Annotated in this window: 9 protein-coding genes; 3 read left to right on the top strand and 6 right to left on the bottom strand. The window is 43.0% G+C overall.

What is annotated here, in order from left to right; translation table 11 throughout:
* The 3 genes from BMW98_RS15165 to BMW98_RS15155 all read left to right on the top strand — a co-directional run.
* Nucleotides 1-6,858: Calx-beta domain-containing protein (locus tag BMW98_RS15165; RefSeq protein ID WP_139177597.1), on the top strand; the 6,858-nt coding region annotated here is incomplete at its 5' end.
* A gap of 6 nt (nucleotides 6,859-6,864) precedes the next feature.
* Nucleotides 6,865-7,293 (top strand): hypothetical protein, encoded by a 429-nt coding sequence (locus tag BMW98_RS15160; protein ID WP_090259423.1) that lies wholly within the window; start codon nucleotides 6,865-6,867, stop codon nucleotides 7,291-7,293.
* A 163-nt stretch (nucleotides 7,294-7,456) separates the two neighbouring features.
* Nucleotides 7,457-7,915: an outer membrane insertion C- signal gene (locus tag BMW98_RS15155; RefSeq protein ID WP_090259422.1), complete on the top strand. Its 459-nt coding sequence runs from the start codon at nucleotides 7,457-7,459 to the stop codon at nucleotides 7,913-7,915.
* 49 nt (nucleotides 7,916-7,964) lie between these two features.
* Here BMW98_RS15155 and BMW98_RS15150 read toward each other — a convergent pair whose 3' ends face one another.
* From BMW98_RS15150 to BMW98_RS15125, 6 genes are all read right to left on the bottom strand, one after another.
* Nucleotides 7,965-9,122 (bottom strand): MFS transporter, encoded by a 1,158-nt coding sequence (locus tag BMW98_RS15150; protein WP_139177595.1) that lies wholly within the window; start codon nucleotides 9,120-9,122, stop codon nucleotides 7,965-7,967.
* Between the two features lie 73 nt (nucleotides 9,123-9,195).
* Complete coding sequence (locus tag BMW98_RS15145) at nucleotides 9,196-9,549, bottom strand: DoxX family protein (protein ID WP_090259420.1); 354 nt, start codon at nucleotides 9,547-9,549, stop codon at nucleotides 9,196-9,198.
* Nucleotides 9,546-10,574 (bottom strand): TlpA disulfide reductase family protein, encoded by a 1,029-nt coding sequence (locus BMW98_RS15140; RefSeq protein ID WP_090259419.1) that lies wholly within the window; start codon nucleotides 10,572-10,574, stop codon nucleotides 9,546-9,548. The genes BMW98_RS15145 and BMW98_RS15140 overlap by 4 nt, the downstream gene beginning before the upstream one ends.
* A gap of 165 nt (nucleotides 10,575-10,739) precedes the next feature.
* A complete protein-coding gene (locus BMW98_RS15135; RefSeq protein WP_222843653.1) occupies nucleotides 10,740-12,614 on the bottom strand; it encodes a M1 family metallopeptidase in 1,875 nt (624 codons plus the stop codon).
* Nucleotides 12,615-12,701: 87 nt separating this feature from the next.
* Nucleotides 12,702-14,768 (bottom strand): ComEA family DNA-binding protein, encoded by a 2,067-nt coding sequence (locus tag BMW98_RS15130; protein ID WP_090259417.1) that lies wholly within the window; start codon nucleotides 14,766-14,768, stop codon nucleotides 12,702-12,704.
* The gene (locus tag BMW98_RS15125) at nucleotides 14,765-15,583 is read right to left on the bottom strand and encodes a PorV/PorQ family protein (protein ID WP_139177593.1); all 819 of its coding nucleotides are present in this window, start codon (nucleotides 15,581-15,583) and stop codon (nucleotides 14,765-14,767) included. The genes BMW98_RS15130 and BMW98_RS15125 overlap by 4 nt, the downstream gene beginning before the upstream one ends.
* Nucleotides 15,584-15,594: the final 11 nt, after the last annotated feature.

Raw genomic sequence — 15,594 nt, 5'->3', positions numbered from 1 at the left:
CGTCAATCTCCAACTACGACCCCTACCAATGCAGACCAGCTAGTATGGGATGTAACTTTTGATGAAGCAGTTGCGAATGTAGGAACAGCAGACTTCTCCGTATCAGGAACTACAGGAACAGTTACCACGGTGACTAATCCAAGTGGGAATGTGTACAGAGTAACTGCATCCGGTGGAGATCTAGCAAGTTTAAATGCTACGGTTACTTTAAGCTTTTCTGGTGCTCAGGATATTGCAGACGCTGCAGGCAATGCCTTAGTGAATACTACACCAACAGGTACGAACGATAATACTTTTGTGGTTGACAATACAGCAGCAACAATTACATCAATTACAGCACCTGCTGATGGCTCCTACAACTCAGGTAAAAATCTAACGTTTACTGTTGCCTTTAGTGATGCAGTGAATTATGACGATGGAAGCTCATGCGAACCTCCGTATTTGGTGATCGATGTTGGAGGGTCAACCAAAGCAGCTACCTATGCATCAGGAAATGGCACCAATATATGGACGTTTACCTATTCTGTAGGAGTTACTGACAGCGATAGCGATGGTATTGTAATTAGCTCTTTCGATGTAGGAGACGTAGGTGTTGAAGATGAAGCAGGCAATGCTTTGAACACTACTTTACCAACGCTACCAAATACATCGGCTATTCTAGTAGACAACGCGGCCCCTACAATCAGTACATTAAGTCCAGCAGACAATGCCACGGGTGTGAGTTTGAATGGAGACTTTACTCTTACATTTAATGAGGATGTAGCAGCGAATACAGGTAATGTTACTGTTCATAGAGTGAGTGATGATGGTGTAGTAAGAACCTTTGATGTGACCAATAATACTGTTGTATCCATTTCTGGTAACGTAGTTACATTTGATAATACTTCAGACCTTGCACTCATAACAGAGCATTATATTTTGGTTGATAATGGAGCGTTTGAGGATGTTGCCGGTAATGCCTTTGGGGGGATAATAAGCACCTCAGCATGGAGCTTTACTACCACGGATCAAACAGAAATATCAATTAATGACCCTTCTGTTGCAGAAGGAGAGTCTGGTAGCACAAGCCTTACTTTTACGGTTTCTTTATCTCAACCAGCACCAGCAGGAGGAGCAACTGTAGCCTATGCTACCTCTGATGGTACAGCCAGCTCAGCTTCAGACTATACAGCTGCTTCAGGAACAGTAAGCTTTGCAGTAGGAGAGTCTAGCAAGACAATTACCGTTAGTGTAGCTGGCGATGCTATTGTTGAAGATGATGAAACAATAACCGTAACGCTAACCAGTCCTACTGGTACCAATATGGTGATTGGTGACGGTACAGGTACAGGAACTATCACCAACGATGACCAAGCAACTGTAACTATTGCAGACGTTACTGTTGACGAAGAAGATGGAACGGCTACTGTAAGCTTAGTGCTAGATAAAGCGGTAGATGGAGGTCTTACTGTAGACTTAAGTACTGCCGATGGAACAGCTACTACTGCAGATAGCGATTACACTGCCTTGGTTTCTAGTCCAGTAACTTTCACTGGTACAGTTGGTGAGTCAAAGAATGTAAACATTACTATTGGATCTGACTCTAAACTTGAAGCAAACGAAACCTTCACAGTTGCCATGAGTAACCTTACTCCTGCAACGGTGGCTTCTGGAGATATCGATGTTACTGATGACGCAACTGTAACCATTAATAATGATGATACGGCCACAGTGACCATCGCAGATGAAAGTGGTAATGAAGATGATGGCGCAATAACATTAACAGCTACGTTAGATAACCCTGTGCAAGGAGGGTTTACCTTAGAGGTGATAACGGTAGATGGTACAGCAACTGTCGCAAATAGTGATTACACCGCCCTAGTAGGACAGTCGCTAACTTTTGCAGGAACAGCAGGGGAGACTGAAACTTTCACAGTTACACCTGGTCTAGACGCCATAGTAGAGGCCAATGAAACATTTAAGGTTTCTATGACCAACTTAAGTGCTACAACTTTGGCTGTAGGGGTAAGTGATGAGGCAACAGTAACAATCACAAATGACGATGCTGCAACTTTTGCCATAGATGATGTGACCAAAAACGAAAATGCAGACGGTGGTGCTACAACTACTTATACATTTACAGCTACGCTAACTGGTAGCATAGATCAAGCTATTTCAGTGGACTATGCCACAAGTAATGGCACAGCAAGTGCAAGCGATTACACCGCAGCAACTGGAACATTGAACTTTACAGGAACAGACGGTGAAACGCAAACCTTTAATGTAACCGTAGCGAACGATGATATAGTGGAACTAGATGAAACATTCACAGTAACCCTTAGCAATGTTCAAGCAGGAGGAAAGAACGTGACCATTTCGGACGCCACTGGCTTGGGTACTATCACGAATGACGATGCAGCAAGCATATCAATAGATGATGTGTCCAAAGCAGAAAATGCCGATGGCGGAGCGACAACAGACTTTGTATTTACAGTTACCTTGAATAAGGCGGTAGATACAGGTATTAGCCTAAGCTATGCCACGAATGATGCTACAGCTACTACAGCGGATGGTGATTATACGAGTGCCTCAGGCCAGTTGAACTTTGCTGGAACAGCAGGTGAGACAGAAGAAATCACTGTAACAGTAGCTAACGATGGTCTAGCTGAATTTGATGAGGGATTTGGAGTAACTCTTTCTAGCCTTCAAGCAAGTGGTAGAAATGTTACTATTTCCGATAATGTAGGACTAGGAACAATTGAAAACGATGATACCGCTGGCTTCACAATTACAGAAACCGCTGGCTCCACCGAAATTACTGAAGCGGGTGGAACTGATAGCTTTGATGTAGTACTCGATGCTGAACCTTTGAGTGATGTAGTGATTTCGATTACTAGTGGAGATACAGGAGAAGGAACAGTGAGTGCTTCTACGTTAACCTTTACAACAGCTAACTGGAATACCGCACAGACAGTAACGGTAACTGGAGTAGATGACGATATTATTGATGGTACACAGAGCTTCAATATTACCCTAGCGATAGAAGATGCTACAAGTGATGATGTATATGACCCTGTGGCGGATCAAACAGTAAGTGTAGATAATACAGACGATGATATTGCAGGCTTTACCATTTCCAAAACCACGGCAACAGTTTCAGAGACTGGAACGACTGACCAGTTTACGGTGGTACTAGATGCAGAACCTGGTAGTGATGTTGTGATCAATGTATCTAGCAACGATACAGGTGAAGCAACAGTAGGAAGCGCTGCTTTGACATTCACTTCAATCAACTGGGATACTCCTCAGACTGTAGTGATTACAGGAACCGATGATGCTATTGAAGATGGACATGTAATGTCTACCATTACACTATCTGTAGATGTAGCGGCCAGTGATAGCGACTTTGGTGGTCTTGCGGATCAAACAGTAACGGTTACTACCAATGACGATGATGACTTAACCGCCCCATCAGGTTACTCCGTTACCCTGAATGATGCCTTGGTTGGCGGAGCAGAAGTATCAACCTCTACCTTCACCTTTGCAGGTGCAGAGGTTGGTACTACTTACAACTATACGGTAAGCTCAAGCAATGGCGGAACCAATGTGACTGGTTCAGGAACAATTGCTACAGCAACAGACCAGGTTACTTTAGCCGACCTTTCAGGACTGAACGATGGAACACTGACCCTATCAGTAACATTGACCGATGCCTCGAGCAATGTAGGTACGGCAGCAACAGATGATACAGTACTAGATACTACAGCACCAGTTGCGCCAATTGTTACTTCAGTAAGTGATGATACCGGCTCAAGTGCCAGTGATGGAATAACGAGTGACAATACCCCATCAGTAAATGGTACAGCAGAAGCCAATGCTACAATAGAGATATTTGTAGATGGAAATAGTGTGGGGACAACCACAGCAGATGCTTCAGGAGACTGGACATTGGCTTACACAGGTGTTACCCCACTAACAGATGGAACCATTGCAGTTACTGCTAATGCAACAGATGCCGCTGGCAATACTGGCGCCAATAGCACAGCCGTAAATGTCACCGTTGATACCACAGCACCAGCTGCAGCCACTTTCAATGGAATTACCAATGATACAGGGGCAAGCAGCTCAGATGGCATTATCAATGACATGAGCAATGTAACCATCAGCGGTACGGCAGAAGCGAATGCTACATTCGACCTGACATTCAATGGTGTTACTTATTCCGGTCTTTCGGTAGATGGTAGTGGCAACTGGTCTATGGATATTTCCAATGCATTAACAGAAGATGCTAGAGAGACTGTAAGCATAACCATAACTGATGCAGCAGGAAACACCAGTGCAGCGGCTACTTACGATATCACACTGGATATCACAGCGCCAGAAGCACCAGCTGTAGACCTTGATGCAACATCAGACAAAGGAACTAGCGACAGCGATGACCTGACCAATTATACTATTGGAGATGCGATGACCTTCTCAGGAACTGCAGAAGCCAGCGCTTCGGTAGAGGTAGAGTTGACCTACAACGGAACCACCTTCACAGGTCTGCCAGCCACAACAGATGGCTCAGGCAACTGGTCAATTGATGTTGGTTCAACAATAGGAGGGGTACTTGTAGATGGAACAGTGAATGACCTGACACTTCGTGCTATGGCAACCGATGTAGCAGGTAATGTTGGAACAGCAGGTGAACTGACAATAGTGCTAGACCAAGCATTGGATGCTACACTAACCCCAGCCGATAACGCAACGGACGTGCTGCCAAATGCCAACCTTGTGATGAACTTCAGTGAAGATGTTTACAAAGGAACCGGTAACATCACAATTAAGCAGAGCAGTGATGACACGGTATTGGAAACCATAGATATAACAAGTGCTAACGTAGTGGTATCGGGCGCTGAAGTAACCATTGACCCGACCAGCTTGTTGTTGCCACCTAGCGAAGAGTTCTATGTAACTGTAGATGCAGGAGCATTTACAGACGATGCAGGAAACAGCTATGTAGGAATCAGTAACAACACGGCCTGGACCTTTACAATTATTGCAGCTCCGGTAGTTACCAGTGTAAGTGTACCGGCAGCAGATACTTACGGTATTGGCGATGAGCTTGAGTTTACGGTTAACTTTACGCTGCCTGTAAATACAAGCGGTAGCCTGAGTTTGCCGATAACACTTGGTGCATCCGCAAAAGAAGCCACAGTAGCAGCCGATGCGAGCAATAGCAATTCACTTACATTTAGTTATACCATTGCCGAAGGCGACTTGGATACAGACGGTATAGCAATTGGTTCCAACATCAACTTGAACGGAGGTTCGATAGTCGATCAGTTTGCTACCAATGCAATATTGGCCTTGAACAATGTAGCCAGCACGGCAGCCATCAATGTTGATGGAATCAGGGCTATTCCAACATTGAGTACAGCCACTGGTAGCTTGACAAATGAAGCACTTACTGTAACGGTAACTTACGATGAGCAAGTAACAGGGCTTGAGTTGACCGATTTCACCATTGCTAATGGTACGGCATCTGACCTCTCAGTAGTTACTGCTGGCTTAGTTTGGACAGCCACTGTAACGCCATCGGCTGATGGAGCGGTAAGTGTAACACTACCGGCAGGAACAGTGAATGACCAAGCAGGCAACACCAGTGCAGCATCAGCAAACACCATAAGCACTACTTTCGATGGCACAGCACCAACGGTAAGCAGTATTACAAGGGCAGAAGCCGATCAACTGAACACAGCAGATACCGATGCTAACTTCACTGTAACCTTCTCTGAAGATGTTACAGGAGTAGATATTGCTGACTTTGAAACAGTGGTTACAGGTACGGCAACTGCAAGCATCAACTCGGTAACTGTAGTAGATGCTAAAACCTATACGGTGAATGTAAATGGTGTTTCAGGAGAAGGAACTATTGGCCTGAACCTGAAAGCCAACAGCAGCATACTCGATGCAGCTACCAATGCACTGACAGCAGACTTTACTGGTGATGTTTATACAACCAATTACCTGCCAACAGCCATTGGCTTAAGCAGCTCGAGCATTGACGAGAATAGTGCAGTAGGCTCAGTAGTTGGAACAATAGCAAGTACGGACCAAGATGCAACAGACAGCCATACTTACACTTTAGTGGCAGGTACAGGCGATACAGACAATGCGAGCTTTAGCATCAATGGTAATCAGTTATTAACTGCTGAAGTCTTCGACTTTGAAACCAAGGACAGCTATAGCATTAGAGTAAAAACTGATGATGGCTTTGGTGGAACCTTTGAGCAGGCACTGACAATAACAGTGGATAACGTGCTTGAGTATTCGGTTTTTGTAACGGGTGAAGGTGCTTTCGAAGAGACCATCCTAGGCTTCTCAACAACCAAAACATGGACAGCTACCAACAATGGAGAGCTACCAGTAGAAGTAAGAGTTGCTTCTACGCCTACTGGCTTTAGTGTTGTTCCTGGTTCATTTATATTAGGTGTAGGAGAAAGCAAGGAAATAAACGCAGTATTTACACCAGAGTCAGCTCGTGAGTATAGCGGCAATGTAGTCTTCGATTACGAAGGTGGTGTAGAAGTTGAGGCCGTTTCTGGTGAAGGAGTGATTGTAACGGATGTGGACGATCAGCTGATAGATGAAGCAGCCATAAGTGTTTATCCGAACCCAGCTAGCGATGTCATTACATTAGACCTTACAGAATTGTATGGACTACCTGTAGATGTGAATATTTACAATGCGACAGGTAAACCAATGTTCACTAAGAAGGACATAACAGATAGCAAGGTAGAAGTAAGAGTTACTTCCTATGAAAGCGGTATTTACATAGTCCGTTTCAGTAATGATAAATCGGTAGTGAACAAAAAAGTAATGATTAAAAGATAATCGAAGATGAAACGCATAAGCATACTGATCATATTAGCATTTGTAGTGGTACTGTCATCGTGTAAAGATGATGACGTACCCTCTGCACCAAACGCCAGAGAAAGAGCCTTTGAGGTACTTGGTGGTGACTGGAACTTGGGCAATGGCGCAGGCCGAATAGAAGTAGATGGCACTGATGTTAGTGCCAACTACCCAGGCTTTACCTTGTCCTTTACAGATGGCGGTTACACCACCACCAACGGAGCCGACTTGTTCAATGCAAGCGGTACCTGGCAGTGGGGTGATGAAGAAGCAAGAACCATTAAGGTTGACGATGGCAAAGAGGTGACAATCTCGTTGCTCAACGCCAACAGGTTTACCTTCACTTTTAGCCATAGCGGAACGAATAGTGCAGCAGGAATAGCTGGAAATTACACAGTGAGTGTAGTGAAGTAAAAAGCATTAAGAGACAGATTTTAGAAGGCCACTTTTCGAGTGGCCTTCTTTTTTATAGCCTTAGTTTTCAGGGAAATAATAAAATTCGAACAAAAATTGATATTTGAAGTTGATATAAGAGTCAATTATTTTTTATCTTCATTGTGATTAACAACTATTAAGTATGAAAAAATTAATATTCGTTTTTGCTCTCTTTCTTTTTGCGGGCCTCAGCCAAGTAAATGCACAGTCCGAAATAGGTGTGCGTTTCGGTGATGTGACCGGTGGTAACTTTGCCGTAGATGGTATTATTGGTATCGGTGAGTTTAGCCGAGTTCACGCCAATGTTTCGTTTGGAGGTAACGATGGTGTCGACTTTGGTGTTGATGCACTTTGGGATTTTATCTACCGTCCTCTGGGTGAAGAATCCTTTAACTGGTATGTAGGTGCAGGTCCTTTCTTAGGTTTTGGAGACGACTTTGCATTTGGTGCGGCTGGCGAAATTGGTTTAGAATATCGATTTCAAATACCGCTATCGTTGAGTATCGATTGGAGGCCTTATTTCAGAATAGTGGAAGACACAGACTTCTATGCCGGAGGTTTTGGCCTCAACGTCCGCTATATTTTAGGAAACGGCAATTAGGCATTGTTTTAAATAAAGAATTGAACCTCAGCAATTAGCTGAGGTTTTTTTATGCGCTAGCCTTTACAAGCCTTCTATTTCTTATGAGAGATATAATTGAAATGACTACCAAACCAACAGCTAAGTATAGAAAAGCACCCTTAATTGAAGTAGCATTCACCAAAGGCTGAAAGAACAAGGGAGATGCAAACTGACCTAGAAAAATGAAAGTGGTTAGAAAGCCGAGCACTTTACCGCGATTTTCAGCTGATGCTAGTGTAACCAAACATAAGTTTGAATTGGGCATTAAAAGCCCTGCACCTAGACCAGAGATTAATAAGCCAGGAAATGTCATGGCATAACTATTGGCATTCGAAATAAGCCAATAGCCAATCCCCATAAACAGGAAGGTAAGCCCGTATATTTGATAGTGAGTGAGCCTCTTTTTCAACTTTGGATATTGAAAAGACATAATGCCACCAACGAGCATTACCCCGGAAATGGCCACTCCTGTTTCGGTATTACCAACTTCAGCAATTTCCTTCATTAAAAACGGAACTTGCACGGGCATGAGGTAAAAAACTACCATTCCTAGAAATGAAATAAGATAGACTGTCCAAGCCATTTTAGGTATTGTAGCGCCTTTTTGTGGGGGCTTGCTAACTGTGCGAGCAGGCTCTTTCAAATAAATTATTACGAAAGGAATAGCAACCAGTGCCATAAGATAAATGGCAAATGGATATCGCCAGCTAATATCGGCCAAAAAGCCACCGAAGGAAATGAAGATGGTGCCAGATAATGCCATAACTCCCGCTTGAGTACCTAAGAACTTCTGCCTTTCTTCTCCTTCAAAATAATCGCCAATTAAGGCAATGGCGGTGGTCATAATGCCGCCCACTGCAATACCCAATAGAGAACGACCAACAATAATTTCTAAAAGCGAATTGAGGTAAAGCCCAGAACTACCTGCCAAAGCGTATAGAAACAGCATTGAAACGAGCAGCTTTATCCTTCCAAACTTATCAATAATCCAGCCCGAAAAAGGAGAGGTTAGCCCAATGAAAAGGCCGGGAATTGTTAGGATTAACTTAACCAAGGTTTCGGCCGATGGGTTGTGACTGAATGCTTTGGTCATTTCTGGTAATGATGGAGCTATGGTCGCTCCCGCCATTACGGTCATCATACTACAGAAAAGAATGGTGAATTTTACGAGTGATTTGTTCTTCAAAAGTCGGTTTATTAATCTGTCGAAGAACACCGCCTTTCCTGTCTTTAGTTCATCTTGGTGGGTTAATTATGCATTAAGTGTATAACCAAGCCCAGTAAATGAGCAAGCATTGAAGCGGTAGCCTTAGCCAAAGCGCTAGTTTGTACCATTTCTTTTTGCCTTTATATGAAGTGAGCATGTAAATATTGGCAGGGAAAACGCCAATTAAAGTAGCTATGATTCCCCACGCGCCTATACTCTGAGTAGCAGGGAACAACAACAAAGCTCCAAACAAGGCTTCGCAAATACCACTTAGATATACCAGTAAAAGGTGGTAGGGCAGATAGGGAGGCATTATTTTGAGATAGACCCTAGGTTTTAAAAAATGCAGGATACCAGCAAGTATATAAATACCGGCCATAATGTATAATCCTAGGTTGTCGATCATTTCAGAACTCCTTTCAAACTACCTTTACTTTTTATCAATTCAGGAATCTCTTCAATAGCTGGGTTGATTGCTAGAATTTCACCGTTAGGACTTATAAGATAATAGAAAGGTAGAAAAACAACTCCTAATTGCTTTAGGAAAGGGTTGCCGAATTCACCTTCTGCGTATGCTTGTTTCCAAGGTAGCTTATTTTTTTCAAGAAAATTGATTGGTAATTGCGGGTATGGGTCAATAGAGACGTTTAGTATTTCTAAAGTTCCATCAAGGTCTTCGTAGATAGGTTTAAGTTTTTCGAATGACTGAATACATGGACCGCACCATGTAGCCCATACATCAATGAGTAAGTACTGGTTGGGAAAGCTCTCTTGAGTAAAAGTTTCACCATTTAAGCCATTAAAACTAAATGCTGGGAATTCATCTCCTGGGTTAATCCTTTCTTGTCTGCTGATTGCTGTTTTGACTGCCTCGAATTCCACAGGATGTATTAGTGTTGTATCAATTGTGCCAAGGAGTTTATCTGATTGTTGTAAGGTGATATAATCGCCACTGACAATTTCCATGGTAACATCTATAATGAAGTCATTTCGAGGGTATAGCTGTGTGATGGAGTCCATATATAGGAAGATGCCATTACTGCGGAGTTTTTGCTCGTCTTCCATTATCGCACCAACTTCATCAATTACCTGAGTGACTAGCGTGTTTGCCGGGCTATGAGCCTCAATCATTTTTATATATGGCTCAGCGAAAGTGGTCTTGACATAAACACTATCATTGTCTAAATAAAAAGGGGCTGAAAAAACACCATCAGCTTTATTGGTTATTGCTGCTTGCATCACCCTTTCAACGGTTCCTTCAAATATAAACTTACCCTCTTCTATAATAGTGCTATCAACCGCATCGCCATACCGTAAAAAGACATAACCTTCATAGTTGTCAATTTCCCCATAAACCGTGAACTGAGGAGCTTGATTACAGCCATAAGCGAATAGTGTTAGTGTGATTAAAAATGGTAGGTATCGCTTCATAGTGTTTATTATAAGGTGGTTAAAAGTATACCCCTTTAATGTAATGATATGTTTTAAACTAGGATTAAAACAGTTTGTTTTTCTGATGGAAGAGAAAGAAATGTCGTAACAAAAAAGCCCTACTCATTCAAGAGTAGGGCTTCTGTCTTTTAAAGCGAGCGGCTATTACTTGTTCTCAATAGCTGTTGCCTCCCACTTATTGTTATCTCTGTTTACATCAGCCATTCTTTTTGAAGGATCAATTTCTACAGAAACGATATCGCTTAATGGTTTGTCGATGCTGAATTCGTAAGTAGGGTTGGTCCAAGGCCAGTCGGCATGAACTACACGAGGGTCGTTAGTTTCAGCTGGTTTTTCACCGCGCATCATTCTTAGTGCCATGTAGTGTACTTCTTTGGTGCCATCCTTATAGGTTACAACCACGTCCATTGGCATTGGCATTAAGCCAACTTTCTCTAAAGTAACTTTGGTTGAATTGTTTTCGCCTACAACTTCCTTCACTCCGTAATCGATGGTTTTTGTAGTGTAAACAAAGTACTCGTTGTACCAATCAAGCTCTAAACCAGATACGCGTTCAAATACTCTCAATACATCGTTAGGGTTCGGGTGCTTAAATTTCCAAGTGTCAAAGTACTCCAAAAGCCCTTTGTCTCTTGCTTCTTCACCAATTACATATCCCAATTGGCTCATCCAAACAGCACCTTTTCCATAAGCAGCAGTACTGTAAGCACCATTTAGGTTGTAATGATCTGAATGCGTACTTAGAGGTTCTTCAATATCGCTAATGGCAATTCTTAGGTAGCTACCACCTGCTGGTGTACCAAGAGTTTCAAGCGTTGGTTCTTCTGGCTGTGGGTTGCGAATGTGGCGTCCGATTCTGCCAGAAGCGTAAGATGTAAATCCTTCGTCCATCCAAGGTGTTAGAGCTTCATTATTGCCTAAAACACCATGGTACCAATCGTGCAATGCTTCGTGAATCGTTACGCCCAAAAGGCTACCTCTGTTTCCAGTAATCATGGTAGACATTGGGTATTCCATTCCACCGTCACCACCTTGAATTACAGAGAACTGCTTGTATGGATACTGGCCAAAGTGCTTGTTGGCATACTCAAATGCTTGTTCTGCCAAAGGCATTAACTTAGCCCAATTCTCTTCGTTTTGTCCTTTTTGGTGGAAGAAATGCAAAACCATACCATTCTTCATGGTTAGTTTGTCGTGCGCATAGTCTGGGTCTGCAGCCCAAGCAAAGTCATGCACATTTGGTGCTACAAAGTGCCATGTAAGCTTACCGTTTTTAACTTTTTGTTTTACTGTTTGGCCTTCATTCTCATAACCGTGACCTATTTCAAGTGGGTTTTGTAGGTAACCTGTTCCGCCAATTACGTAATCCTTGTCAATTGAGATTTTTACATCAAAATCTCCCCAAATACCGTAGAACTCGCGTCCAATGTATTCATCGGCATGCCAGCCTTGGTAATCGTACTCAGCCAATTTAGGATACCATTGCGTCATGGTGTAACGAACGCCTTCGGCATTGTCTCTACCTGTTCTTCTAATTTGCAACGGCACTTGGCCTTCAAACTTCATGTCGAAAGTCACAGTTTGCCCTGGTTTAATCGGCTGCGGAAGCTTTACTTCTAAAACAGTACCTTCTGTTTTGTGCTCAACCGCCTTGCCATTCATGGTTAGGCTTTTGATTTTCTGATAGCCTATTTCGTCATCAGAAAGTTTCGAAATTCTATCCTGAACCCTTCTATCCGGATCGCCAATTGTTCTTGAACGAACGTCCATCATGCTGCCCGGCTGGAATGCATTGAAGTAAAGGTGGTAGAAAACCTGATCCAACTCATCTGGCGAGTTGTTGGTGTATACAATTTTTTGCACGCCATCAAATCGGTTAGTTTCAACGTTCATGTCGATTTCCATGGTGTACTTGGCGTATTGTTGCCAACGGTCGCTGTCTTTTCTGTCAGCTTTGCCTTGTGCTGTGGCCTGCATATAGCACACTACTGCACAAGCCAGTAATAGGACTTTCCTCATATTGCTTCTATTTTAGGTTCTGAATTGATGGCGGAAAATATCAAAGTTTACATTAGCCAACAAGGCTAAATTCCTGAATGGTATGATTCAGAATTTTATGCGCAACTGAAGCTTAACATCGGTGCGCTTGTTTCCATCAATAGTTTCCAAACCACTTCCAATCTCATCTCTATCAAAAAAGGTGCCTCTCGAAACTTTCGCCCAAAAATCGAGCTTGCGCGTGGCTTTGTACTGAAAGAGTAAATAGTTGCGAATTCCTAGCCCGCTCAATGAAGGTATGGAGAATGCGTAGAGTAAGTCTCGCTCATATGCGTACTGTCGGTTTTCGTTACCTTCAGTGTCAAAAAGTGCCATTCGGCCGCTAATCACCCATTTTCCATGTGTAAAAACAGCGTCTTGAAAGAAGGCGTTGCCTTTGGTGCGCTCTCCATTAAGCGTGTAGTCACTCCATTGTACCCGCGATTTGAGTGAAAGTGAATGTGTGACCTTTAGTTCTAAGTTGACCAAAAATTGATTCTTAATACCTGGTAATACCACGGTTTCTCCCGATTCTAAATCTTCCGAATTAATCTCCTTATTCTTTCTTCTAAACTGGCCATACAATCGCACATTACCAGATGGGATATAGTTTAGGCGAAGCATAACATCATTGCCCTTGCTAGGCGCATTAACACGAAATCGCAGCCAAGGAAAACGAAAGCTGTCGTAGTAAGCCGTAAGGCTAAACTGCTTGTTCAAGGTGTATTTCAGCCCCCAATAAATACCAGATTCATTGATGTTTCTGCTGCCTTCGCCAAAGGCGCTGCCACGAAAACTGTGGAAGTTGGTGTCATAGTTTCTTAACACCATACCGAAGTCTATGCGCGGGCTAAGTTGAGTAGTAAAGCCACCAACAATACCGGTTCCACCACTTTTGGAAATGCCGCCTTCGGCAAATAGGTGAAATTGCTTTAATGTATAATTGCCGTAAATGCTGCCCACTTGGTTTTGGGTGCCTGAAAATTCAAAGCGGTTATAGGCGTCATTATCTTTTAAAATGGGTAGGCTGAATTGGTTATGGTAGAAATTCACACCAAAGGATTTAAAATCATCAGGCCGATAATTTAGGTTGAAGCCGACTAGTGATTCTGCGATTTGCTTCTTCTTGGCAATTTCTGAAGGCGTACGGTGTAGACCAGTTATCTGAATACTTGAGAAGAAATTCTCGAATTCATCTGCTTCGCCCGTTTGAATGGAAGCATCTTGCTTTAGGTAAGAATAGAAGGCTGTTACATCTATGGTTGAATTTAGCGCGTAGGTAGCCGCTGCACCGCGTAAAAAACCACCTTCTATTACCGAGGTATATGGGCGAACCCCAAGCGTCACCCGTTCCAAAGCATTAACCGATTCAGCGCCTTTGCCCACACCAAATCCGCTGTTAAAAAGTAGGCCTTGTCCAAACTGCAGCTGATAATCGCCAACAATCGTCTTTTTCAACTTGCCTTGGTTTTCCAGCATAAAATGAAACGACCAAAAGTCCATTCCTCTTCGGTAGGTCTCTGTGTCCCAAATCAGTGCTTCACCAGGGTCTTTCTCTGTTGTTAACCCAAGGCTAAAATCTCCGGGCTTTGATACACGGTAGCGTAAATAGAGTTTGTCGGCAGTGCCTGCATAGCGATTTTCGCTATTGGTAATGTAACCGCGTTTGTCCTCCAAAACACGTTCGTATCGTAATAGCAAGTAATTGTTGCGTTCATTCAATATGCGGTGAAGTAGCGGTTGTTGGTTAAGCGGTTTGCCGGTGGAAGAAACAGTTATAAATGGCGAAATCTTTTGTAGCGTGGGGTAGTCAAAACCGGGCAAATACATTAATTCATATGGGCTTACAATGCGGCCATTTTCCTTTCTGTATAAGAGTAGCTCATCGATTTGTTGGTCGGAGAGTACAAACAGCGACTTGAGATCAATACGGTTGGCCAGGTTCAAGTCTATTGGGTTTTCATAGAGTAGCAAAAGCCTTTCGTACAGGTCTTCGTAATTAATACCTTCTTCTTGCACATTGAAAAGTGTTTCAATGAACAGTTCCAAGTCAAAGTCTTCGGCCGTTTGCGCTTTTAGGTTGTGTGTGAAGAAAAATGAAAGGAAGAGTGTTAGAATGTATCCATATTTATTCAACGGGTAAATCTGTAGGTTAAACCGAAATTGTGTGTGGCACCCAATGAAGGGTTGGAACGAAGGCCGTAGTCAATCGTAAATTGCTTTACATTAAAGCCGGCCCCGAAAGTCATGCGATTGGTTGTTGTAGAAAAGCCCGTTCGCAGTTCAAGTGCTTCAATTATGGCATACGCCAAACCGAATTTTACATCGGCATCAAGGTCAATATCTTTTTCACCTTCTAAATACAGCGCTAAGTTTTCGGCTGCTTTGTACTTCATAGATAGGCGAATAATCACCGGTACTTTTTCGCCTGTAGCATCACTTATAACCGCTTGGGTAAAGTTGTATAAGTGCATGCCAAAAGTAAGGTGAGGTGTAAGCGTTGCAATACCGCCCATTTCGGCAACAAAAACAGCTTTTTTGCCAAAGCCATCAATATTGTACTGCAAGTAATCTGCTTTAATGCCCAAACTCATAATGCCGATTTTCTTGGCCAAGCCTAAACTGGCCATAGCGCTGTTGAACAATTCATCGCCAAAGCGATAAACGCCAAAAGATGCTGTAGCAAACTCTGTAGGGTAGTTAACAGCTGCGGTTACGGTATTAAAAGGGGAGTAGTCGAAAATAGTTTGATAACCAAAAATGGCATCGGCACCATTTAGGTATGTTAGGCCGGCTGGGTTGTTGAAAATTGACCAGCTGTTGCCAATGGGGGAGGACACACCGCCAAGCGACATGCTTACAGGACCATTTGGTGGAGTGCCAGCCAGTTGGGCCAAAAGTGCTTGTGTGTGTGCTGCAAAAAGAAAAAGAACGAATAAATACTTTCTCACCCTGAAATATA

Origin of the sequence: Roseivirga pacifica (genome assembly GCF_900111145.1) — a bacterium.
GTDB lineage: Bacteria > Bacteroidota > Bacteroidia > Cytophagales > Cyclobacteriaceae > Roseivirga > Roseivirga pacifica.
The sequence above is the reverse complement of the archived record's forward strand: the minus strand, read 5'-3'. Positions and strand labels throughout refer to the sequence as shown.